Source organism: Kosakonia sp. CCTCC M2018092 (genome assembly GCF_003864115.1).
Classification (GTDB): domain Bacteria; phylum Pseudomonadota; class Gammaproteobacteria; order Enterobacterales; family Enterobacteriaceae; genus Kosakonia; species Kosakonia cowanii.
In genome coordinates this window covers 3,229,132-3,251,936 of the sequence record NZ_CP034225.1, presented here as the reverse complement: position 1 = coordinate 3,251,936, position 22,805 = coordinate 3,229,132, and the positions used below count along the sequence as shown (strand labels likewise).

Annotated in this window: 23 protein-coding genes and 1 riboswitch; of the genes, 13 read left to right on the top strand and 10 right to left on the bottom strand. The window is 59.0% G+C overall.

Annotated elements, in window-relative coordinates:
• Position 1 precedes the first annotated feature (1 nt).
• Positions 2–1,060: a molybdenum ABC transporter ATP-binding protein ModC gene (modC, locus tag EH164_RS15485; protein ID WP_094420441.1), complete on the top strand. Its 1,059-nt coding sequence runs from the start codon at positions 2–4 to the stop codon at positions 1,058–1,060.
• Here the strand turns inward: modC and EH164_RS15480 are convergent, their stop codons facing one another.
• Positions 1,061–1,879: a pyridoxal phosphatase gene (locus tag EH164_RS15480; RefSeq protein WP_124969078.1), complete on the bottom strand. Its 819-nt coding sequence runs from the start codon at positions 1,877–1,879 to the stop codon at positions 1,061–1,063. It lies immediately after the preceding gene.
• Between the two features lie 155 nt (positions 1,880–2,034).
• On the opposite strand from EH164_RS15480, the gene pgl reads away from it, so the two are divergent.
• Positions 2,035–3,030 (top strand): 6-phosphogluconolactonase, encoded by a 996-nt coding sequence (gene pgl / locus EH164_RS15475; protein WP_124969076.1) that lies wholly within the window; start codon positions 2,035–2,037, stop codon positions 3,028–3,030.
• A 69-nt stretch (positions 3,031–3,099) separates the two neighbouring features.
• Here pgl and EH164_RS15470 read toward each other — a convergent pair whose 3' ends face one another.
• From EH164_RS15470 to bioA, 4 genes are all read right to left on the bottom strand, one after another.
• On the bottom strand, positions 3,100–4,383 hold the full coding sequence (locus EH164_RS15470; protein WP_124969074.1) for a putative acyl-CoA thioester hydrolase: 1,284 nt from the start codon (positions 4,381–4,383) through the stop codon (positions 3,100–3,102).
• Between the two features lie 112 nt (positions 4,384–4,495).
• Positions 4,496–4,972: a kinase inhibitor gene (locus EH164_RS15465; protein ID WP_124969072.1), complete on the bottom strand. Its 477-nt coding sequence runs from the start codon at positions 4,970–4,972 to the stop codon at positions 4,496–4,498.
• 13 nt (positions 4,973–4,985) lie between these two features.
• Positions 4,986–5,666 carry a type 1 glutamine amidotransferase domain-containing protein gene (locus EH164_RS15460; protein WP_124969070.1) on the bottom strand — a complete coding sequence of 227 codons (681 nt, stop codon included), beginning with the start codon at positions 5,664–5,666 and terminating at the stop codon, positions 4,986–4,988.
• 47 nt (positions 5,667–5,713) lie between these two features.
• Positions 5,714–7,009, bottom strand: coding sequence for an adenosylmethionine--8-amino-7-oxononanoate transaminase (gene bioA, locus EH164_RS15455; RefSeq protein ID WP_206430678.1), 1,296 nt, complete (start codon positions 7,007–7,009; stop codon positions 5,714–5,716).
• Between the two features lie 85 nt (positions 7,010–7,094).
• Between bioA and bioB the strand changes: the two genes are divergently transcribed.
• Genes bioB through bioD form a run of 4 tightly spaced genes read left to right on the top strand, consistent with a single transcriptional unit; the run spans position 7,095 to position 10,737 of the window.
• Complete coding sequence (gene bioB / locus EH164_RS15450) at positions 7,095–8,135, top strand: biotin synthase BioB (protein ID WP_023479503.1); 1,041 nt, start codon at positions 7,095–7,097, stop codon at positions 8,133–8,135.
• Positions 8,132–9,286 (top strand): 8-amino-7-oxononanoate synthase, encoded by a 1,155-nt coding sequence (gene bioF, locus EH164_RS15445; protein WP_124969066.1) that lies wholly within the window; start codon positions 8,132–8,134, stop codon positions 9,284–9,286. The genes bioB and bioF overlap by 4 nt, the downstream gene beginning before the upstream one ends.
• Entirely contained in the window at positions 9,273–10,022 is a 750-nt protein-coding gene (gene bioC, locus EH164_RS15440) for a malonyl-ACP O-methyltransferase BioC (RefSeq protein ID WP_124969064.1), read from the top strand. Before bioF ends, bioC begins: the two co-directional genes overlap by 14 nt.
• Positions 10,015–10,737 (top strand): dethiobiotin synthase, encoded by a 723-nt coding sequence (gene bioD, locus EH164_RS15435; RefSeq protein ID WP_124969062.1) that lies wholly within the window; start codon positions 10,015–10,017, stop codon positions 10,735–10,737. The genes bioC and bioD overlap by 8 nt, the downstream gene beginning before the upstream one ends.
• Here the strand turns inward: bioD and EH164_RS15430 are convergent.
• Positions 10,679–11,401, bottom strand: coding sequence for an ABC transporter ATP-binding protein (locus tag EH164_RS15430; protein ID WP_124969060.1), 723 nt, complete (start codon positions 11,399–11,401; stop codon positions 10,679–10,681). The two genes, bioD and EH164_RS15430, sit on opposite strands and share 59 nt — an antisense overlap.
• Before the next feature lie 757 nt (positions 11,402–12,158).
• On the opposite strand from EH164_RS15430, the gene uvrB reads away from it, so the two are divergent.
• On the top strand, positions 12,159–14,180 hold the full coding sequence (uvrB, locus tag EH164_RS15420) for an excinuclease ABC subunit UvrB (RefSeq protein ID WP_094420432.1): 2,022 nt from the start codon (positions 12,159–12,161) through the stop codon (positions 14,178–14,180).
• Positions 14,181–14,300: 120 nt separating this feature from the next.
• Here uvrB and pmrB read toward each other — a convergent pair whose 3' ends face one another.
• The 4 genes from pmrB to yvcK all read right to left on the bottom strand — a co-directional run bounded on the left by pmrB (position 14,301) and on the right by yvcK (position 18,744).
• Positions 14,301–15,413 (bottom strand): two-component system sensor histidine kinase PmrB, encoded by a 1,113-nt coding sequence (pmrB, locus tag EH164_RS15415; RefSeq protein WP_124969057.1) that lies wholly within the window; start codon positions 15,411–15,413, stop codon positions 14,301–14,303.
• Positions 15,413–16,087: a two-component system response regulator PmrA gene (pmrA, locus tag EH164_RS15410; RefSeq protein WP_124969055.1), complete on the bottom strand. Its 675-nt coding sequence runs from the start codon at positions 16,085–16,087 to the stop codon at positions 15,413–15,415. The genes pmrB and pmrA overlap by 1 nt, the downstream gene beginning before the upstream one ends.
• Positions 16,084–17,727 (bottom strand): phosphoethanolamine transferase EptA, encoded by a 1,644-nt coding sequence (gene eptA / locus EH164_RS15405; RefSeq protein WP_124969053.1) that lies wholly within the window; start codon positions 17,725–17,727, stop codon positions 16,084–16,086. Before eptA ends, pmrA begins: the two co-directional genes overlap by 4 nt.
• Positions 17,728–17,835: 108 nt before the next feature.
• Entirely contained in the window at positions 17,836–18,744 is a 909-nt protein-coding gene (yvcK, locus tag EH164_RS15400) for a uridine diphosphate-N-acetylglucosamine-binding protein YvcK (protein ID WP_023479505.1), read from the bottom strand.
• 417 nt (positions 18,745–19,161) lie between these two features.
• Positions 19,162–19,319: riboswitch (molybdenum cofactor riboswitch) on the top strand.
• Between yvcK and moaA the strand changes: the two genes are divergently transcribed.
• The 6 genes from moaA to EH164_RS15370 all read left to right on the top strand — a co-directional run bounded on the left by moaA (position 19,307) and on the right by EH164_RS15370 (position 22,780).
• A complete protein-coding gene (gene moaA, locus EH164_RS15395; protein ID WP_023479507.1) occupies positions 19,307–20,296 on the top strand; it encodes a GTP 3',8-cyclase MoaA in 990 nt (329 codons plus the stop codon). It overlaps the preceding riboswitch by 13 nt.
• Before the next feature lie 18 nt (positions 20,297–20,314).
• Positions 20,315–20,827, top strand: coding sequence for a molybdenum cofactor biosynthesis protein B (gene moaB, locus EH164_RS15390; RefSeq protein WP_124969051.1), 513 nt, complete (start codon positions 20,315–20,317; stop codon positions 20,825–20,827).
• Positions 20,828–20,830: 3 nt separating this feature from the next.
• The gene (gene moaC / locus EH164_RS15385; protein ID WP_124969049.1) at positions 20,831–21,316 is read left to right on the top strand and encodes a cyclic pyranopterin monophosphate synthase MoaC; all 486 of its coding nucleotides are present in this window, start codon (positions 20,831–20,833) and stop codon (positions 21,314–21,316) included.
• A complete protein-coding gene (gene moaD, locus EH164_RS15380; protein ID WP_124969047.1) occupies positions 21,309–21,554 on the top strand; it encodes a molybdopterin synthase sulfur carrier subunit in 246 nt (81 codons plus the stop codon). Before moaC ends, moaD begins: the two co-directional genes overlap by 8 nt.
• Position 21,555: 1 nt before the next feature.
• Positions 21,556–22,008 carry a molybdopterin synthase catalytic subunit MoaE gene (gene moaE, locus EH164_RS15375; RefSeq protein ID WP_054803702.1) on the top strand — a complete coding sequence of 151 codons (453 nt, stop codon included), beginning with the start codon at positions 21,556–21,558 and terminating at the stop codon, positions 22,006–22,008.
• A gap of 64 nt (positions 22,009–22,072) precedes the next feature.
• The gene (locus EH164_RS15370; RefSeq protein WP_023479511.1) at positions 22,073–22,780 is read left to right on the top strand and encodes a Bax inhibitor-1/YccA family protein; all 708 of its coding nucleotides are present in this window, start codon (positions 22,073–22,075) and stop codon (positions 22,778–22,780) included.
• Positions 22,781–22,805: the final 25 nt, after the last annotated feature.

Below are 22,805 nucleotides of genomic sequence, written 5' to 3'. Positions count from 1 at the left end.
GATGCTGGAGCTTAATTTCACCCAGACGCTGGGCACCCATCGCTTACATATCGCCGAAACGCTGCCCGCCAGCGGCATCACCGCGATTTTTGGCGTCTCGGGCGCGGGAAAAACTTCACTTATTAACGCCATTGGCGGCCTGACGCAGCCGCAAGAAGGCCGCATCGTGCTTAACGACCGCGTGCTGTTCGATACCGAACGCAAGGTGTGCCTGCCGCCCGAAAAGCGCCGCGTCGGCTATGTCTTTCAGGATGCGCGCCTCTTTCCGCACTACAGCGTGCGCGGCAATCTGCGCTACGGCATGGCGAAATCGATGGCCGCTCAGTTTGACAAACTGGTGACGCTGCTCGGCATCGAGCCGCTGCTCGACCGGCTGCCCGGTGGCCTCTCCGGCGGTGAAAAGCAGCGCGTGGCGATTGGCCGGGCGTTATTGACCGCGCCGGAATTGATGCTGCTGGATGAACCGCTGGCGTCGCTGGATATCCCGCGCAAGCGCGAACTGCTGCCTTACCTGCAACGGCTGGCGCAGGAGATCAATATCCCGATGCTCTATGTCAGCCACTCGCTGGATGAGATCCTGCATCTGGCAGATAAAGTGATGGTGCTGGAAGCGGGCGAAGTGAAAGCCTTTGGCAGCCTCGAAGATGTGTGGGGCAGCAGCGTAATGAACCCGTGGCTGCCGCCGGAGCAGCAGAGCAGCGTGCTGAGAGTGCTGGTGCTGGAACACCATCCGCACTATGCGATGACCGCGCTGGCGCTGGGCGATCAGCATATCTGGGTCAATAAGATCGACCGGCCGCTGAAAAGCGCGCTGCGCATCCGTATTCAGGCCACCGATGTGTCACTGGTGCTTCAGCCGCCGATGAACACCAGCATCCGTAATATTCTGCGCGCCAAAATCGTGCAGTGTTTCGATGTCGACGGGCAGGTGGAAGTGCAGCTGGATGTCGGTGGAAGAACCCTGTGGGCGCGCATCAGCCCCTGGGCGCGGGATGAACTCAGTATCAAACCCGGCCAGTGGCTCTATGCGCAAATCAAAAGCGTGTCGATTACCGCCTGATTAAAGCAGTTCTTGATAGATAAATTGGGCGATGCTATCGACGGTGTTGTCGCCAATCACCACATTGGCATGGGCTTTCACCGCATCGTCGGCGTTGCCCATCGCCACACCGGTGCCTGCGGCCTGTAGCATGCTGATATCGTTATAGTTATCGCCAAAGGCCACCACATCCTGCATTGATAAGCCCTGCGCGGCGACCCATTCGGCCAGCCGTTTGCCTTTGCTGTTACCGGCGCGGGCGATATCCACCTGATCGTGCCATGACCATTCGCACTCCAGCCCTAACGTCTGCTCAACATGGTGAGCAAAGTTCTTCAGCTTGCCGGTATCTTCATCGGTGAGAGCAAATTTCCAGATTGCTTCCACCTCTGCGGCCGCGGCGTGCAGGGAGTCAACCTGCTGGAACACCGGGCGCTGCTCGGGCGGCAATGCTTCGGCCCAGGCAGTGGTGCGCAGCACATGGCCGGTCGGCTTTTCATACAGCATGGCGTTATCGACATACATCAGGCCATGCACCTGGTACTCTTCCAGCAGGGCGATCAGTTGTTGCGCCTGGTTGACCGGTAGCGGATCGGCGGCGAGCACCTTTTTTGCATGATAATCATACAAATAGGTGCCATTACAACAAATTGCAGGTGTATCCAGCGCCAGTGCCTGATAAAAAGGGTGGATAGCGACATGGTGCCGACCGGTCACGATAATGGGCAGATGCCCGGCGGCTTTTGCGCGTGCTAACGCTTCAAGGGAAGAAGGCAGAAGCGTCTTCTTCGGGGTTAAAAGCGTACCGTCTAAATCAAGTGCTATTACGCGCGAGGTCATATCGTTTCCCGTAGTTGAGGGTGAAATTTCGTGTCCGGGGATGGTACACCCCGTCGCCGCATGCGCAAAATCTGAGGGCGAAATTCAGCATCGCGCCGCAAAAACGGCTATCCTGGTTACTTAACGCAGAGAAGAATTAGAGGAAAGGAGTGTTCATGAAACAGACCGTTTATACCGCCAGCCCCGAAAGTCAGCAGATCCACGTCTGGCGTTTGAATTCCGAAGGCAGCCTGACGCTGGTGCAGGTTGTCGATGTGCCAGGCCAGGTGCAGCCGATGGTTGTCAGCCCGGATAAACGTTACCTCTACGTTGGCGTTCGCCCTGAATTTCGCGTTCTTGCGTACCGTATCTCCCCGGAAGATGGCGCCCTGAGCTACGCCGCAGAAGCGCCGCTCTCCGGCAGCCCGACCCATATCTCCACCGATCACAGCGGTCGTTTCCTGTTTAGCGCCTCCTACAATGCGGGCAGCGTCAGCGTGGTACGCCTCAACGATGGCATTCCGGGCGAGATCGTCCATCTTGAAGAGGGGCTGGAAGGATGTCACTCGGCCAATATTTCGCCGGACAACCGTACGCTGTTTGTCCCTGCCCTGAAGCAGGATCGCATCTGTCTCTTTACCCTCGGTGAAACGGGCGCGCTGACCGCGCAGGAGCCGTCGGAAGTGACCACCGTCGAGGGCGCAGGCCCGCGCCATATGGCCTTCCACCCGAATAAGCGTTTCGCCTACTGCGTTAACGAACTCAACAGCAGCGTCGATGTCTGGCAACTTAGCGATCCGCACGGTAAAACCGAGTGCGTGCAGACTGTGGATATGATGCCGCCGGACTTTACCGATACCCGCTGGGCGGCGGATATCCATATCACGCCGGATGGCCGTCATCTCTATGCCTGCGACCGCACCTCCAGCACCCTGACTATCTTCAGCGTGTCGGAAGATGGGAGCGTTATCGCCGTTGAAGGCTTCCAGCCGACCGAAACCCAGCCGCGCGGCTTCAATATCGATAACAGCGGCAAATACCTGATTGCCGCCGGGCAGAAATCCCATCACATCGCGCTGTATGAGATCGGCGGCGCGCAGGGCCTGCTGACTGAAAAAGCGCGTTACGCCGTGGGCCAGGGCCCGATGTGGGTCGTGATTAACGCCATGTAACAACCGGAAGCTAATCTCCGGGCATAAAAAAACCTCGCCGCGGCGAGGTTTTTTGTTTTGAGCGCTGAATTACTTCTTCGGCTCAGCAACCACTTTGCTGCCGAGGCCGCGGTTGTTGAACTCCCAGAAGCGGTTGAACTTCGCATCGTTCAAATCGCGCTGGATGTTGCCTTTATCATCCGCAGTGCCGGTGTTGCCCGCATAGGCGCGGCCTGATACGGCGGCATCGCCCCACGGTTTCGCCACGTTAAAGCCTTCGTTAATCACGCTATCGCGGATCACGGCCTGGCCGTTGGTGCTGCTGTCGATATCCAGCGAGCGGCCCAGCTGCGCGACACCGTTTCCGGCGGCGGTAAAGCGGCTGTTGACGGCGAGGAAACCGTAATAGAGGTTCGACAGGGTAGACGGTGCGAAGACATAGCCTGCCTGCTGAGTACGCGAGTTGACCACGCGGAAGTCGGTGTTATCAAACACCACCGCGCCGCGCCCGGAGACGATATCCACATCGCCTTCGAGGTAGCTGTTGGTCACCAGCGTGCGGGTCTGGCGATCGCTGCGCAGGGTGTTATCCACACCGCTGTTGGTCACAAAGAAGGTGTTCTGGCGACCGAGAATATTGACGTTGTTGATCTGCACTTTATCGCCATCGCTGCGCAGCGCCACCGCCTGGTGGTTGCCGGCATCGACGCTGTCGCCAAGCGTATTCTGAATGGTCAGGTTCTGCAGTTGCAGACCGTTGTTCTGCGACCAGACCACGGCGGAGCACATCACGCCGACGGTCGCCGCGCGGCTGCGCTGGCAGGCATCAAACATATACCATGCTGGTTTGCCCGGCATATATTTGCCCGATGGATTGACCAGGCGACGCCAGCTGGTCGGATCCATTTCAGAATCGATCGCCTGACCGATCTTCACATCCGCCGCTTTCTCACCGGTACCGTAAATGGTCACGCTGCCCGATGCCGCAGGCACATAGACGGTGCCTTCATATTCACCCGGCATCACCGCAATGTACTGGCGGTCGCTGGCGTGTTTATTGATGGCAGCGTCAACCGCAGCCTGAATGGTGGTGTGAGTCACACCCGCCGTACCGGCAGGCCCAACCACGAAATCTGCTTTTTCCGGCACGCGGATCGCGTAAGGTTTCCACGCGGCGCTGTTGGCGGCCAGCGGGGTGAAGTAGCGATCGGCGGTGAAGTTTTTCGCTTCAGCTTCACTGAGAATCGGGCGCGAGGAGGTGCCCGGCGCAGTTTGTTCAGAGGGACGCTCAGAGGGCGGCGTCGAGCTACAGGCGGTCAGTGTCACGCCAAAAGCGAGCGCCAGCGCCAGACGGGAAACCGATGATGTGTTCAAGGGGTGCTCCAGACTATGCAAGTTAAAGGGGATAGCGTAATGCCTGCTTTTTTATACTAAGTTGAGCGAAACGGGAAGCCGATTTGTTAAATCGGCTGTAAATCCCTGGCTTTTAGCTGAAAAGGGCGGTGAGAGAGGCGCTGCCGAGGGTGTGAAAATGGACATTGAAGCCGACCATTGCCCCGCTGGCGTTCTCGTCGACATCCAGTTTCTCAACGTCCAGCGCGTGAACGGTGAAGATATAGCGGTGGGTTTCGCCCTTCGGTGGTGCCGCACCGCCATACCCGGCGCTGCCGAAGTCGGTGCGCGTCTGCACGCTTCCTTCGGGCAATGCAGCACTGCCGGAACCGGCACCCTGCGGTAGTACGCGAGTCTCTGCCGGCAGGTTCGCCACAATCCAGTGCCACCAGCCGGAGCCGGTGGGCGCGTCAGGATCATAGCAGGTGACGACAAAGCTTTTGGTGCCCGCAGGCACCTCATCCCATGTCAGATGGGGCGAAATATTATCGCCCTCATAGCCCATGCCGTTAAACACGTGACGCAGCGGTAACTTCTCGCCGTCACGAAAATTATGGCTGAGTAGCTTCATATGGCCTCCTTGCTTAGCGGTGCAGCAGTTTCAGCAACTCTTCGGCGGTTGCCGCAGAGGAGGCTGGGTTCTGGCCGGTGACCAGATGGCCGTCGGTCATCACATAGACGCCCCAGTCATCGGTGCGCTCGAACTGCCCGCCTGCCTGTTTCAGTGAATCTTCAACCAGGAACGGCACCACTTTCGTCAGGCCAACTGCCTCTTCTTCGCTGTTGGTAAAACCGGTAACGCGTTTACCCTGCACCAGCGGCGTGCCGTCCGGTTTTTTCGCATGGCGCAGTACGCCCGGCGCGTGGCAGACCGCTGCGACCGGCTTCCCATCCGCCCAATATTTTTCAATCAGATCGATGGAGATCGGGTGCTCCGCCAGGTCCCACAGCGGGCCGTGGCCGCCCGGGAAAAAGACCGCGTCATAATCACTGATGTTGATGCTGCTCAACGGCAGGGTATTTGCCAGTGCCTGCTGCGCTTTTTCATCTTTACGGAAACGCTCGGTGTCCTGCGTCTGCGCATCCGGCGCGTCGCTGGTCGGGTCGAGCGGCGGCTGTCCCCCCGCCGGAGAGGCGAGCGCCACCTCTACGCCTGCATCCTGAAAGATATACCAGGGTGCGGCAAACTCTTCGAGCCAGAAACCGGTTTTCTTACCGGTATCGCCGAGAGTGTCATGCGAGGTCAGAACCATCAGAATTGCCATATATCCTCCATTTTTCAGGTCAGTAACCCAAAAGTGTAGTGCATCTTTTACGCCTCGTCGGCGAAGAGATCCGCGCGCAGCACGGCGGCGTTCACCGCCCGGGTCAGGCGCGACAGCTGCTCCGGGGTGATGATATAGGGCGGCATCAGATAGATCAGGCGACCAAACGGGCGGATCCAGACGCCCTGCTCAACAAAGAAGCGCTGTAACGCCGCCATATTCACCGGCGAGCGCGTTTCCACCACGCCAATCGCCCCGAGCACGCGCACATCCGCGACGCTTGCGGCCTCTGCGGCGGGAGCCAGCTCCGCCTTCAGCTGCGCTTGGATGGCGGCGACCTGCGCCTGCCACTCGCCGCGCTGCAAAATCTCCAGGCTGGCGTTTGCCGCCGCGCAGGCCAGCGGGTTGCCCATAAAGGTTGGGCCGTGCATAAAGCAGCCCGCCTCGCCGTTGCTGATGGTCTCTGCCACTGCGCGGGTAGTCAGCGTGGCGGATAGGGTCATAGTCCCGCCGGTCAGCGCTTTGCCAAGGCAGAGAATATCCGGCGTGATACCCGCATGTTCACAGGCGAAGAGCTTACCGGTGCGGCCAAAGCCGGTGGCAATCTCATCGGCGATTAGCAGGATCCCTTCGCGATCGCACATCTTACGGATGCGCTTCAGCCACTCGGGATGATAAATGCGCATGCCGCCCGCGCCCTGCACAATCGGCTCCAGAATAACCGCGGCGATCTCATGGCGATGGGCCGCCAGCGTGCGGGCAAACGCCACCATATCGTGCTCATCCCACTCACCATCAAAACGGCTCTGCGGCGCAGGTGCGAAGAGGTTTTCCGGCAGATAACCCTTCCACAAACTGTGCATTGAGTTGTCGGGATCGCACACCGACATCGCACCAAAGGTGTCGCCGTGGTAGCCGTTACGGAAGGTGAGGAAGCGCTGCCGCGACTCGCCCTTCGCCTGCCAGTATTGCAGCGCCATCTTCATCGCCACTTCCACCGCCACCGAACCGGAGTCGGCGAGAAATACGCACTCCAGCGACTCGGGCGTCATTGCCACCAGCTTGCGGCACAGCGCCACGGCGGGCGCATGGGTAATGCCGCCAAACATCACGTGAGAGACGGCATCAATCTGCGTTTTCATCGCCGCGTTCAGCGCCGGATGCCCGTAACCGTGGATCGCCGCCCACCAGGATGACATACCGTCAATTAGCCGTTCGCCGCTGGCGAGATGCAGCTCGCAGCCCTGCGCGGAGGCGACCGGATAGACGGGAAGTGGGGCAGTCATGGAGGTGTAGGGATGCCAGATATGGCTGCGATCAAAAGCTAAATCGTCCTGGGTCATAATCGACTTGTAAACCAAATTAAAAAGTTTTAGGTTTACGAGTCTACACCGAATAACGATTTAATCACACTTTTGGAGAGGCCAGATGGCTCACCACACACGCTGGACACTGTCGCAAGTTACTGCTTTATTTGAAAAACCACTGCTGGATCTGCTTTTTGAGGCGCAGCAAATTCACCGCCAGCATTTTGACCCGCGCCAGGTGCAGGTCAGCACGCTGCTGTCGATCAAAACCGGTGCCTGCCCGGAAGATTGCAAATATTGCCCGCAAAGCGCGCGCTACAAAACGGGCCTCGAGTCGGAGCGGCTGATGGAGGTGGAGCAGGTGCTGGAGTCGGCGCGCAAAGCGAAGCTCGCCGGTTCAACGCGCTTCTGCATGGGCGCGGCGTGGAAAAACCCGAACGATCGCGATATGCCCTACCTGGAGCAGATGGTGGAAGGGGTGAAAGCGATGGGGCTGGAAGCCTGCATGACCCTTGGCACCCTTAATGAGAGCCAGGCGCAGCGTCTGGCCCACGCCGGGCTTGATTACTACAACCACAACCTCGACACCTCGCCGGAGTTCTACGGCAACATCATCACCACCCGCACCTACCAGGAGCGTCTCGACACGCTGGATAAAGTGCGCGATGCCGGGATCAAAGTTTGCTCCGGCGGCATTGTCGGGCTGGGCGAAACCGTCACCGATCGCGCCGGGCTGCTGATGCAACTCGCCAATCTGCCGACGCCGCCAGAAAGCGTACCGATCAACATGCTGGTGAAGGTGAAAGGCACGCCGCTGGCGGATAACGATGATGTCGACGCCTTTGATTTTATTCGCACTATCGCCGTGGCGCGCATCATGATGCCCACCTCCTACGTTCGCCTGTCGGCCGGGCGCGAGCAGATGAACGAACAGACCCAGGCGATGTGCTTTATGGCGGGGGCCAACTCCATCTTCTACGGCTGCAAACTGCTGACCACGCCAAACCCGGAAGAGGATAAAGATCTGCTTCTGTTCCAGAAACTGGGGCTGAACCCGCAGCAGACCCAGGTGCTGAATGGCGATAACGAACAGCAGCAGGAGATTGAGCAGCAACTGCTTCACGCCGACACGGAACAGTACTACAACGCGGCGACCCTATGAGCTGGCAGCAGCGAATCGAAGCCGCGCTCAGCGAACGGCGCGCGGCAGATGCCCTGCGCCGTCGTATCACCGTAGAGCAGGGTGCCGGACGCTGGCTAACCCTCGAGGGCAAGCGTTTTTGCAACTTCGCCAGTAATGACTACCTCGGTTTAAGCCAGCATCCGCAGGTGATTGCCGCCTGGCAGCAGGGCGCTGCGCAGTATGGCGTCGGCAGCGGCGGTTCGGGCCATGTTGTTGGCCATACGGCTGCGCATCATCAACTTGAGCGCGAGCTGGCGCAGTGGCTCGGTTATGACCGCGCGCTGCTTTTTATCTCCGGTTTTGCCGCCAATCAGGCCACCATTGCGGCGCTCACCGGCAAAGAGGATCGCATCGTCGCTGACAAGCTGAGCCACGCCTCGCTGCTTGAAGCGGCTGCCCTCAGCCCGGCGCAATTGCGCCGTTTTGCCCATAACGATGTCGCCCAGCTGGCGAGCCTGTTGAGCAAACCGCTCAGCGGGCAGCAGCTGGTGGTCACCGAAGGGATCTTCAGCATGGATGGCGACAGCGCGCCGCTGGCGGCGATTGCTAAGGCCACGCATCACGCAAATGCATGGCTGATGGTGGATGATGCCCACGGTATCGGCGTGCTCGGCGAGCAGGGGCGCGGCAGTTGCCATTTGCAGGAGGTGAAACCCGACATTCTGGTGGTCACCTTCGGCAAAGGTTTTGGCGTCAGCGGCGCGGCGGTACTTTGCAGCGAAGCGGTTGCCGATTACCTGGTGCAGTTCGCCCGCCATCTCATCTACAGCACTGCGATGCCCCCCGCGCAGGCGGTGGCGCTCAGCGCCGCGCTCGATGTGATCCGTTCTGCTGAAGGCGACGCGCGCCGTGCGCAGCTGGCAGCGCTGATTAGCCGTTTTCGTGACGGCGTGCGCGGGCTGGATCTGGCGGTGACGGATTCGCACAGCGCCATTCAGCCACTGATTGTTGGCGACAACAGCCGCGCGCTGCATCTCGCCCAGCGCCTGCGCCAGCAGGGGCTATTTGCAACTGCCATCCGCCCGCCAACAGTGCCGCCGGGCACGGCGCGTTTGCGCCTCACCTTAACCGCTGCGCATCAGCCGGAGGATATCGACAGGTTGCTGGAGGCGCTGCATGGCGGTGAATAAACAGGCGGTAGCCGCCGCCTTTGGTCGCGCGGCGCAAATCTACGCGCGACATGATGAGTTACAGCGGCTCAGCGCCGACTGTTTGCTGGCGCAACTGGGCGACATTAGTCCTGCGCGGGTGATTGACGCCGGCTGCGGGCCAGGGGCGATGAGCCGCTACTGGCGCGCGCAAGGCTGCGATGTCACGGCACTCGATCTCTCGCCCGCTATGCTGGCAGAAGCCCGCCAGCAGCAGAGCGCCGCGCGTTATGTCACCGGCGATATCGAAGCGCTGCCGCTGGCGGATGCGACCTTTTCGCTGGCCTGGAGCAACCTCGCGGTGCAGTGGTGCGACGATCTGCGCCAGGCCGTTGGCGAACTGCGCCGCGTCACCGAACCGGGTGGGCATATTGCTTTTACCACGCTGGCGGATGGCTCGTTACCGGAGCTGAACCAGGCCTGGCGCGCGCTGGACAGCCTTCCCCACGCCAACCGCTTCCTGCCCGCAACGGAGATTGAGCAGGCGCTGCGTGACTGGCCGCTGCGCTGCGGTATTGACACCGTCACCCTGTGGTTTGCCGATGCTGCCAGCGCCCTGCGATCGCTCAAGGGGATTGGTGCCACCCATCTGCATGCCGGACGCCAGCAGGGGCTGACGCGCGGCAAATTGCAGCGCTTACAGGAAGCCTGGCCGCAACAGCAGGGGAAATTCCCGCTGACCTATCAACTTTTTTGGGGAGTGATAACCCGTGACTGAACGCTATTTTGTGACCGGAACCGATACCGAAGTGGGTAAAACCGTGGCGAGCTGCGCATTGTTGCAGGCGGCGAACCTGCGCGGGCTGCGCAGTGCGGGCTATAAACCGGTCGCCTCCGGCAGCGAGATGACCCCCGATGGGCTGCGCAACAGCGATGCGCTGGCGTTGCAGCGCCACAGCAGTTTGCTGCTCACCTATAAGACAGTTAACCCGTATACCTTTGCCGAGCCGACCTCGCCGCACATTGTTAGCGCCGACCTGAATCAGCCGATAGAGGCGGAAGTGATGTCGGCCGGTTTACGCCAGCTGGAGCAGCAGGCCGACTGGCTGCTGGTGGAAGGGGCAGGGGGCTGGTTTACGCCGCTTTCGCCGACGCTGACCTTTGCCGACTGGGCCACCTCGGAGCGCCTGCCGGTGATTCTGGTGGTTGGCGTCAAGCTTGGCTGCATCAACCATGCGATGTTAACTGCCCAGGCAGTGCAGCAGGCAGGCTTGAGGCTGGCAGGGTGGATCGCCAATGATGTGGTCAAGCCGGGTAAACGCCATCAGGAGTATATGGCGACGCTGCAACGCGTGCTGCCCGCGCCGTTGATCGGCGAGATCCCGTGGCTGGCGGATGCGCCGGAAACCGCCGCAACCGGCCACTATCTCGATCTCAGCGTACTGACTCCGGCGACATCCAGTGCGCCAGCAGCGGATCATCTAACTGCCTGATATCGCCCCCGGCCACGCGCCGCCCGCGGTGCAGCAGGCAGAAACGGTCCGCCACCCGGCGGATCAGCGACAGCTGCTGCTCCGCCAGCAAGATCGACATGCCAAACTCCTGATTGAGCCGCACGATCAAATTCCCCAGCTTATGGATAAACGCCTGGCCGAGGCCGCGCGTTGGTTCATCGAGGATCAACAACCGTGGGCGCGTGACCAGCGCCCGCGCCATCGACAGCTGCTGCTGGTTATCCTCCGACAGCGTCGCGCCGCGCTGCTGGCGCAACCCATACAGCTCCGGGAAGAGATCAAAGATCTCGCGGCTCAGGCTCTGGCCTGCGTCACCGGCGGCGCGCATCGCCACATGCAGATTCTCCTCCACCGTCAGCTGCGAAAAGATGCGCCTGTCCTGCGGCACATAACCGATGCCGACCGCGCTGCGGTGCTCGGCCTGCAGTGTCAGCAGATCGCGCGGCGGCGCGCCCGCATCCTGCCAAATCATGCTGCCGCTCTCCACCGGCAGGTAGCCGGTGATGCAGTTCACCAGCGTGGTTTTTCCCATACCCGGCAGCCCGACCAGCGAGGTGCAGAGGCCGGGGGCTAACTCCAGATCGATATCCCATAACGTATGTTGGTCGCCGTAATAGTGATTCACCGCATGTAAGCTCAACATGATCCGCTCCTTGTTCCCATCAGGTATGACTGCTTTTTACTACGGTCAACTGCAAAAGGCTTGCCAGAACGTGAAAAGGGCATTTTTTTCGGAGAGGGCTGAGAAAGCATGCGAAAAAAACGTGATGGCGCGCAAACCCAGGTAAAAATTCTGCACTTTGCCAGTGCTTACCGCAGCGGCTGGTGGTGCAACGGCGAGTGAAATTGTGAGAAGGATCCCAGGCGGATCCTGCGCATCGTTAGCCGATAATTGTCGAAAAGAGTCGATAAAAAATTTTTCCCGGACCCTTTTTGCCGCAGAGAGGGAGTTTGGCGAGGGGCGGGGTGCACGGGCTGGCGGCAGTTATCCACTATTCCTGTGGATAACCTTGTGCATTAGAGTTAGAAAACGTGTGGCAAGCGAGAGGCGGCGCGGCTTGCGCATGAATTGGTGTGAAACCCGCCTTTTTGATATTTTCTTTTTTAATCAAACGTTTAAATAAAAGCAATGGGTGTAAGAAAAGTGTCACCGACTGCCATAAAAGCGTCAAACATCACCTTGACAAATGTTAAAAGGGCAAAAATTCTGGGGATAACCTTTAACACGAGGTTTAATCGCTTACCGATCGTCCAATCGCAGCCACAATGCGATGTTTTGCACTGCGGTAGATGAGATCGGCTTGCCTGCTACTGTTTTTTCATCCAGTATCTTCGGTTGGCAAAAATGCGCATGGTGAGTAAACTGTCTTACCTGCCCCACTCCTCATCAGGTGCCATTCATGAGTAAACCGTTCAAACTGAATTCCGCTTTTCGCCCTTCCGGCGATCAGCCTGAAGCAATCCGTCGCCTCAAGGAAGGGCTGGAAGACGGGCTCGCGCACCAGACGTTGCTCGGGGTAACCGGTTCAGGGAAGACGTTCACCGTGGCCAATGTGATTGCCGATCTGCAGCGCCCAACCATGGTGCTGGCACCCAACAAGACGCTGGCTGCGCAGCTCTATGGCGAGATGAAAGAGTTCTTCCCGGATAACGCGGTGGAATATTTCGTCTCCTACTACGACTACTATCAGCCGGAAGCCTACGTCCCCAGCTCGGACACCTTTATCGAGAAGGATGCGTCGGTTAACGAACATATCGAGCAGATGCGTCTCTCCGCCACCAAAGCGCTGCTGGAGCGGCGAGATGTGGTGGTGGTGGCGTCGGTCTCCGCCATCTACGGTCTGGGCGATCCTGACCTCTACCTGAAGATGATGCTGCACCTCACCAATGGCATGATCATCGATCAGCGCGCGATCCTGCGCCGGCTGGCGGAGCTGCAGTACACCCGTAATGACCAGGCGTTCCAGCGCGGCACCTTCCGCGTGCGCGGCGAAGTGATTGATATCTTCCCGGCGGAGTCGGACGACCTGGCGCTGCGCGTTGAGCTGTTTGACGAAGAGGTTGAGCGCCTGTCGCTTTTTGATCCGCTGACCGGCCATATCGAATCGGTGATCCAGCGTTTTACCATCTACCCAAAAACCCACTACGTGACGCCGCGCGAGCGCATCGTGCAGGCGATGGAAGAGATCAAAGTCGAGCTGGCGGAGCGGCGGAAGTTTCTGCTGGAGAACAATAAACTGCTGGAAGAGCAGCGTATTACCCAGCGCACGCAGTTCGATCTGGAGATGATGAACGAGCTGGGCTACTGCTCCGGCATCGAGAACTACTCGCGCTACCTCTCCGGGCGTGGGCCGGGCGAAGCGCCGCCGACGTTGTTTGACTATCTGCCTGCCGATGGGCTGCTGGTGGTCGATGAATCCCACGTGACCATTCCGCAAATCGGCGGCATGTATCGCGGCGACCGGGCGCGTAAAGAGACGCTGGTGGAGTATGGTTTCCGCCTGCCGTCGGCGCTCGATAACCGCCCGATGAAGTTTGAAGAGTTCGAAGCGCTGGCTCCGCAGACGATCTACGTCTCCGCGACGCCGGGCAACTATGAGCTGGAGAAGTCGGGCGAAGAGGTGATCGATCAGGTAGTGCGCCCAACCGGCCTGCTGGATCCGATTATCGAAGTGCGCCCGGTGGCGACCCAGGTCGACGATCTGCTGTCCGAGATCCGCAAGCGCGTCGAGATCAACGAGCGCGTGCTGGTAACTACGCTGACCAAACGCATGGCGGAAGATTTGACCGAATATCTGGTCGAGCACGGCGCGAAGGTGCGCTACCTGCACTCCGATATCGACACCGTCGAGCGTATGGAGATTATCCGCGACCTGCGTCTTGGCGAGTTCGATGTGCTGGTCGGCATCAACTTGCTGCGTGAGGGGCTGGATATGCCGGAAGTGTCGCTGGTTGCCATTCTCGATGCGGATAAAGAGGGCTTCCTGCGCTCCGAACGATCGCTTATCCAGACCATTGGTCGTGCGGCGCGTAACGTCAACGGCAAAGCGATCCTCTACGGCGATAAGATCACGCCGTCAATGGCGAAAGCGATTGGCGAAACGGAACGCCGCCGCGAGAAACAGCAGAGCTACAACGAAGAGCACGGCATTACGCCGCAGGGGCTCAACAAGAAAGTGGTGGATATTCTGGCGCTGGGCCAGGGGCTGGCGAAAACCAAAGCCAAAGGGCGCGGCAAGTCCCGCTCGCCGGTGGAAGCAGATGCATCCGATCTGGGCCTGACGCCGAAAGCGCTGCAACAGAAAATTCATGAGCTGGAAGGGCAGATGATGCAGCATGCGCAGAATCTGGAGTTTGAAGAGGCGGCGAAGGTGCGCGATCAGCTTCATCAACTGCGCGAGCTGTTTATTGTCGCCTCTTAATGTTGACTTAACATAGCCCTGTCACACTCTCCTCAGTTTTTGTGGAGGAGAGTGTGATGCAACAAATTACCGTTCGTGAGTGTTTCGCCGTCGCCTGCGCGCTGGCAGTGGTGCTCGGTTTTACCCATTTTTGGCTGCTGAGCTACTGATCGTCCCCCGGTCGGGCGCGCTGAATTTGACCCACGCCCGCACCCCACTTTGTGTCAGCCGATTGTGCAGGAAAAACTGCGCGTCATGCAGTTGCGCGATACGCGTAACGATACTTAAGCCAAGACCGGCGCCGCCGTAACGGCTGTCCATTCTGACAAATGCTTTGCTCAGCTCGCCGCTGCGGCTCTCATCAATCCCTTGCCCCTCATCCTCCACCGCCAGCACCGGCGTTTCCGCCTGCTCCAGCCGTACAGCGATCGTGCTGCCGACCGGGCTGTAGCGATGGGCATTCTCTACCAGATTACGCACCAGCAGCCGCAGCAGCGTCGCATCGCCCGCTACCGCCATATTTTCACCGTCAACCGGCATTACCAGGCGCTGATCGCGTGCCGCCAGCATGGTGCGCAACTCCTCTTCCATCGGCTGCACCACATCACTTAATAACGTCACTTGCTGATAGGAACCGGCGGAGAAAGATTGCCCCACGCGCGCCAAAAGCAGCAACTGGGCAATATTTTCTGTCATCTGATCGAGGCGCTGCACCAGCGGTTCGACCTGTATACCGCTGCTCTTTGCCATCAGTTCAAGGTGCAGACGCAGCCCGGCGAGCGGTGTTCGCAGCTCATGGGCGACATCGGCGGTAAAGAGCCGCTCGCGATCGAGAGTTAAGGTCAGGCGCGAGACCAGATCGTTAATCGCCGAGGTGACGGCCTCCACTTCGCTGACGCTCTGATCGAGGGTGATAGGCTGCAAATTGTTTGGCGTGCGCTTATTCAGCTCCTGCTGAAGTTCGGAGAGCGGGCGGGTGATTGCTTTTACCGCCTGCATGCAGAGCAGCAGCGCCAGGCCGATAATCAGCAGGCTGGGCACCAGCAGGCTCGCCACTGCTTCACGCACTTCATGCTCAATATGTTTGCGGTTGTTGTGGTTGTGGATCGCCGTCTGCACCAGCAGCTGGATCTGCTCTTCGCTCTCATGCCAGAGCCAGAAGACGCTGACCAGCTGGCAGAAGAGCAGAATGCCGCCGATGGTCAGCAGCAGCCGGCGGCGCAGGCTCCAGTGACTAAAGTCGAACATCGCCATCACTCAGACCGCTCTTGCGGCGACACCAGCATATAGCCGAAGCCGCGCACGGTGCGGATGCGCGACTTGCCAATCTTGTCGCGCAGATTGTGAATATGCACCTCCAGCGTGTTGGTCGACGGCTCGTTATCCCAGTTGTAGATATCGTTGTAGAGGATCTCGCGGTGCACCGGGCTTTCGGCTTTCAGCATCAGGCGCGATAAGAGCGCGTACTCTTTTGGCGTCAGCTCCAGCAACTGCCCCTCCAGCCACGCCTGGCGGCGAGTGACATTCAAGGTCAGGTTGCCATGCACAATCTCGTTATCGCCCTGATTGTTGTGACGGCGCAGCAGCGCGCGAATGCGGGCGTTAAGCTCGTCGAGGGCAAAGGGTTTCACCAGGTAATCATCTGCGCCGGTATCAAGCCCCGCGACGCGATCGTCAAGGGTATCGCGGGCGGTGAGGATCAGCACCGGCAGGGTATATTTCTCTTTGCGCAGCCGGTTGAGCAGATGCAGGCCATCTTCATCAGGCAGGCCGAGATCGAGCACTATCAGGCTGTAGTGGCCACCCGCCAGGCAGAGCGCCGCTTCATGGGCGGTCGAGACGCCATCGCAGGCGTAGCCTTCACTCTGCATCGCGAGAATTAACCCCTGTTGCAGCAGCGCATCATCTTCAATCACCAGAATTTTCATTTCACCTGCTCCCGGCACGGCGTAAGGATATCGTCTTCAGGATGGTAGACCGTGGTGCTGACGCCCAGTATACCCAACATGGTCGGGAAGAGGTTGTCCTGCGAGTAGGCCTTCTCCCGCGCATTTTTCGCGACACACTGGCTGTTAATGCCGTAACGGGTCTGGTAATCCGGCGACAGCCAGATCAGCAGCGGCACATGTTTCTGCGTGGCGGGCGCGATGGAGTAGGGCAGCCCGTGCAGGTAAACGCCATTTTCACCCAGTGATTCGCCATGATCGGAGAGGTAAACCAGGCTGGTGGTAAACCTGTCCTGTTTTGATTGCAGTAATTTAATCGCTTTATCAACAATATAGTCGACATAGACGATGGTGTTGTCATAGGTGTTCACCAGTTGCTCGCGGGAACAGGTCTGGATCTCATTGGTATCGCAGGTGGGGGTGAATTTCCGCATCTGTGCCGGGTAGCGGTTGTAGTAGGTTGGGCCGTGGCTGCCAATGGTGTGCAGCACAATCAGCCCGTCGCCCGGCAGTTGATCGATATAACGCGCCAGATCGCGAAACAGGATCTCATCCTGGCACTCGCCCTTGATGCAGTAATCCGCCAGATTGAGCTGCGTCATATCCTGGTGCGGCACGCGGTCACACGCCCCTTTGCAGCCGCCATCATTCTCATTCCACAGCACCTGAATCCCGGCGCGCTGCACTACATCAAGCAGCCCCTCCTGGTGATGCGCCAGCTGATCGTCATAGTGGGCGCGGCCCATGCCGGAGAACATGCAGGGCACGGAGACCGCCGTGGCGGTGCCGCACGAGGTGGTGTTGGGGAAGTAGATAACATTATCCTGCTTCAGCAGCGGGTTGGTCTCGCGATCGTATCCGCCAAGCGAAAAGTCATCCCCACGCGAGGTTTCGCCCAGCACCAGAATGGTGAGGTTTTTACGTGGGCCGCTCTTCATCTGCGGCAGTTGGTGAGCATCTTCACCGATGCGCACCAGCGGCAGGTTATCCATGCGGTTATGAACATACCAGGAGAGCGACGCGGCAATGGCATTCGACGGACCGAGGGATTTCACCAGCTCTTTGTTGTTGCGAAACAGCGAGGCGTAATCCTTATAAAACGGCACCGCCACGGCAACGATAATCAGTGCGGAGATTGCCATGCTGAGCAGGCGCAGCGTAATGCCGCGCAGCAGCGGGCGAGTCGGTTTGATCTTGATCCACCAGGCGATAATCACCGGCAGCAGGGCGGTCAGCACCAGCGTCATCACCATTTTGCCCGACATCAGGGCGAAGCTCTCCGCCGCGGTGGTATCGAGAATATTGGTGATCATCGAGCGGTCAATAATCACGCCGAAGGTGGAGATAAAGTACTGTGCGGCGGCGCAGACGAGGATAAACAGGCTCAGCAGCAGCCGGTCGAGGCGCAGAAACGACGCCAGCGTCAGCACAATGTTGATTACGCTAAAGGCCACCAGCGGCATGGTGAGGAACACCAGCGCATTATGCAGCGAGTCGACCGGAAGCAGATGAAACGCCTGGCGGTAAAAGACAATGTTAAGCACCAGCGCGATATAGAGCGCCGCAAGGGTAAGCAGAGAGAGGCGGCTTAAAGAGGGCCGGTAGAGCGAAAGCGTGCGCATAGCCAAATTCCATAATGTGAATAGCGCTATGCTGACAGGGGTTTTTTAAGACAACCTTAAGAAATTAAGCAAAGGTTCCGGCGGGGCTGATTCTGCCCCGCCGGTGCGTCAGCCAAGCTGCTGCACCGCTTTCTCCAGCGCGTTGCGCAGCAGAACACGGTCGTGGCGATAGGGGATATCGCTCGCCTCCAGCTCTTCCTGAATAATCAGCCGGTCAGTTACCGTGCTGGCGTCCACTTTTGGCCCCACCACGGCGGCATCGATAATGCGCTTGCCGATGTACTGCTCCATGATCGAGAGCTTATCCGCCAGCGTCAGACGGGCGGCGGCGGGGCTGAGCTCTTTGCCGAGGTTGCCGATATAGACCACTGGCGCGGGCGTGCGGCGCAGTGCCTGGGCTAACTCATCAAGCAAAAGCAGTGGCAGCAGGCTGGTGTAAAAACTGCCGGGGCCAATCAGGATCAGATCCGCTTCAGCAATCGCCTGCACCGCTTCGCGGGTGGCGTGGACTTTCGGCGACAGCATCAGCTCCTGCACCGGCGCATGCAGTTGGTCGATATTGACCTCGCCATACACCACGTTGCCTTCGCTGTCCGTTGCCATCAGATCGACCGGCTGCTCGGACATCGGGATTAAAAAGGCGTCCACCTTCAGTAAATTGCGAATTAAGTTGATTGCTTCCAGCGGGCGCACGCTGAGGTGATCCAGCGCCTTTAACATCAGGTTTCCGAGGTTATGGCCGGAAAGTTCGCCATTGCCGCTAAAACGGTACTCAAACATCGCCGAGGCGACGCTTGGTTCGGTAATCAACTGATTGAGGCAGTTGCGCATATCGCCCCAGGCGATGCCGCCTTCGGAGCGGCGAATACGCCCGGTAGAGCCGCCGTTGTCGGTGGTGGTGACAATGCCGGTGAGGCGCGATCCCAGTGAGGCAAGCGAAGACATCACCCGCCCAAGACCATGCCCGCCGCCGAGTGCGACAACGCGATCCAGGTCGGCGAGGGTGCGATTACGCATAATTGTTCCTTATGATTTTTTATCGCGCTACGTTAGCGTAAATACCACCAAAAGACGATGCCGCGCACCGCGTAAAATGACACATATCAAAGCAAAAAAGCGATTTTCACGTACTCTGTAGCCATTGTGCACGATTATGTCGCTATGTAGTGGTTTATATAACGATATTCACAATGGCGAAAGCCGGGCGATCGCGCTACTATCGCCAGAGCATGTTAGCGTGCCTAACATAACCCTCCTCAATGGATTTTGGGTGGCGTTGAAGTGATTAACACCGATGCAGCCCGAAAGACGGAGAGGACACTCCTCAAAGTATTTCGGGTTGCATCAAGGCGGCAACTGAGCAAATCCCCGGGAGCATAGATCGCTATGTGACCGGGGTGCGCGAAGGCAGCCAACACCGATGCAGCCCGAAAGACGAAGAGGATACACTCAAGCCTCTGCACCTGTGTCTTATGGATCTTGCCGCAAGATATGGTGCTTTGGCCGTAGCAGAGCAATCGCTCTCGCTGCCAGGGTGCAGGAAGAAATGACTGCATCTCCCGAATCTGGAAAGGTGTACATGGCCTCACAACTGACTGACGCGTTCGCGCGCAAGTTCTATTACTTGCGTTTGTCGATTACCGACGTGTGCAATTTTCGTTGCACCTACTGCCTGCCGGATGGCTACAAGCCCGGCGGCGTCAATAACAACGGCTTTCTCAGCCTCGATGAAATTCGCCGCGTGACCCGCGCCTTTAGCGCAATGGGCACGGAAAAAGTGCGCCTGACGGGCGGTGAGCCCTCTCTGCGCCGCGATTTCACCGACATCATCGCTGCGGTGCGGGAAAACGCCGCCATTCGCCAGATTGCCGTCACCACCAATGGCTACCGCATGGCCCGCGACGTTGCCCAGTGGCGCGACGCCGGTCTGACGGCAATCAACGTCAGCGTCGACAGCCTCGACGCTCGCCAGTTTCACGCCATTACCGGGCAGGATAAGTTTCGCCAGGTGATGGCGGGCATTGATGCCGCCTTTAGCGCCGGTTTCTCGAAGGTGAAGGTCAATACCGTGCTGATGCGCGATGTGAACCATCATCAGCTCGATACCTTCCTTGACTGGATCCAGACCCGGCCGATCCAGCTACGCTTTATTGAACTGATGGAGACGGGCGAGGGGAGCGATCTGTTCCGCAAACATCACCTCTCCGGCATGGTGCTGCGCGACGAGCTGCTTAAACGCGGCTGGATCCACCAGCTGCGCCAGCGCAGCGACGGCCCGGCGCAGGTCTTCTGCCACCCGGATTACGAAGGCGAAATCGGGCTTATCATGCCCTACGAAAAAGATTTCTGCGCCAGCTGCAACCGCCTGCGCGTCTCCTCCACCGGCAAACTGCACCTCTGCCTGTTTGGCGATGGCGGCGTCGATCTGCGCGATCTGCTGCAGGCGGACGAGGAGCAGGGCAGGCTTGAGGATCGTATCGCCACGGCGCTCAGCCAGAAAAAGCAGACCCACTTCCTGCATCAGGGCAATACGGGCATTACGCAAAACCTTTCATATATCGGCGGGTAACGCCGCAAGGAGAGAGAGATGAGCCAGGTCAGCGCTGAGTTTATCCCGGTCAGGCTTGCTATTTTGACGGTCTCCAGCCGTCGTAGCGAAGAGGATGACACTTCCGGTCACTATCTGCGCGACGCCGTGCACGATGCCGGACATCAAGTGGTTGATAAAGCGATCGTTAAAGAGAACCGCTACGCCATTCGCGCCCAGGTATCGGCGTGGATCGCAAGCGATGAGGTGCAGGCGGTGCTAATCAATGGCGGAACCGGCTTCACCGAAGGTGACCAGACGCCCGAAGCGCTGCTGCCGCTGTTTGACCGCGAAATTGAGGGCTTCGGCGAGCTGTTTCGCATGTTGTCCTTTGAAGAGATCGGCACCTCGACGCTGCAATCCCGCGCGCTGGCGGGCGTCGCCAACCAGACGCTCATTTTCGCCATGCCCGGCTCGACCAAAGCGTGCCGCACCGCGTGGGAAAATGTTATTGAACCGCAGCTCGATGCGCGTACGCGCCCGTGTAATTTTTACTCCCATTTGAAGAAGTAAGTTATGTCGCAACTGACCCACATTAACGCCGACGGCGAAGCGCATATGGTGGATGTCTCCGCCAAAACGGAAACCGTGCGCGAAGCGCGCGCCGAAGCCTTTGTCACCATGCTGCCAGAGACGCTGGCAATGATTGTCGACGGCAGCCACCACAAAGGCGATGTCTTCGCCACCGCGCGCATCGCCGGTATCCAGGCGGCAAAACGCACCTGGGAGCTGATCCCGCTCTGCCATCCGCTGTTATTGAGCAAAGTAGAAGTGCTGCTCCAGGCGCAGCCGGAGCATAACCGCGTGCGCATCGAATCCGTCTGCCGTCTGAGCGGTAAAACCGGCGTCGAGATGGAGGCGTTAACCGCCGCCTCGGTCGCCGCGCTGACGATTTACGATATGTGCAAAGCGGTGCAGAAAGATATGGTGATTGGCCCGCTGCGCCTGCTGGCGAAAAGCGGCGGCAAATCGGGTGATTTCAGGGTAGAGAGCGATGCTTAAAGTACTGTTTTTCGCGCAGGTGCGCGAGCTGGTGGGCTGTGAGTCGCTCAACGTTGAGACGCTTTTCCCCTCCGTTGAAGCGCTGCGCCAGCACCTTGCTGCGCAGAACGATCGCTGGGCGCTGGCGCTGGAAGAGGGCAAACTGCTGGCGGCGGTGAATCAGACGCTGGTCAGCTTCGATCATCCGCTGGCAAGCGGCGATGAAGTGGCCTTTTTCCCGCCGGTGACCGGAGGCTGAGATGAGCGAAACGCGAATTTGTGTCGACCGCGCGGCGTTTAACGTCGGCGAAGAGTACAGCTGGCTGGCCGCGCGCGATGAAGATGGTGCGGTAGTAACTTTTACCGGCAAAGTGCGCAACCACAATCTGGGCGATAGCGTCAGCGCCTTAACCCTTGAGCACTATCCGGGGATGACGGAAAAATCGCTGGCCGCGATCGTCGACGAGGCGCGCAGCCGCTGGCCGCTCGGGCGGGTAAGCGTTTATCACCGCATCGGCGAACTCTGGCCGGGGGATGAGATTGTCTTTGTCGGCGTGGGGAGCGCGCACCGCAGCAGCGCTTTCGAGGCCGGGCAGTTTATTATGGACTACCTGAAAACCCGCGCGCCGTTCTGGAAGCGCGAAGCGACGCCGGAAGGCGAACGCTGGGTGGAAGCGCGCGACAGCGATCAGCAGGCAGCGAAACGCTGGTAGCACGCAGGGTGCCGATTGATGTGTTAACCTTACTGCATTGTTAACCCATCAATCAGGAGTGATTATGGATCGTTTCCCCCGTTCTGATTCTATCGTGCAGGGCAGCCGCAGCGGGCTGCAAACTTATATGGCGCAGGTCTATGGCTGGATGACCTGCGGTCTGCTGTTAACCGCCTTTGTCGCATGGTACGCCGCGCGCAGCGAAGCGATCATGAGCTTCGTCTTCTCCAGCCAGATCACCTTCTTCGGGCTGATTATCGCCCAACTGGCGCTGGTGTTTGTCATCTCCGGCATGATCCATAAACTGAGCCCCGCGCTGGCGACCGGCCTGTTTATGCTCTATTCGGCGCTTACCGGCCTGACGCTCTCCAGCATTCTGCTGGTCTATACCTCGCAGTCGATTGCCGCCACCTTTGTGGTCACCGCCGGGATGTTTGGCGTGATGAGCCTCTACGGTTACACCACCAAGCGCGATCTCAGCGGCTTCGGCAATATGCTGTTTATGGGGCTGATTGGGATTGTGCTCGCCTCGCTGGTTAACTTCTGGCTGAAGAGCGAAGCGCTGATGTGGGTCATCACCTATATCGGTGTGATTGTCTTCGTCGGCCTCACAGCGTATGACACGCAGAAGCTGAAAGGGATCGGTGAGCAGATTGATGTCAGCAACAGCGCCGAGCTGCGCAGATACTCGATTCTGGGCGCGTTAACGCTCTACCTCGACTTTATCAACCTGTTCCTGATGCTGCTGCGTATCTTCGGCAACCGCCGTTAAGTTACGCTGTATCCCATCCCGGCTA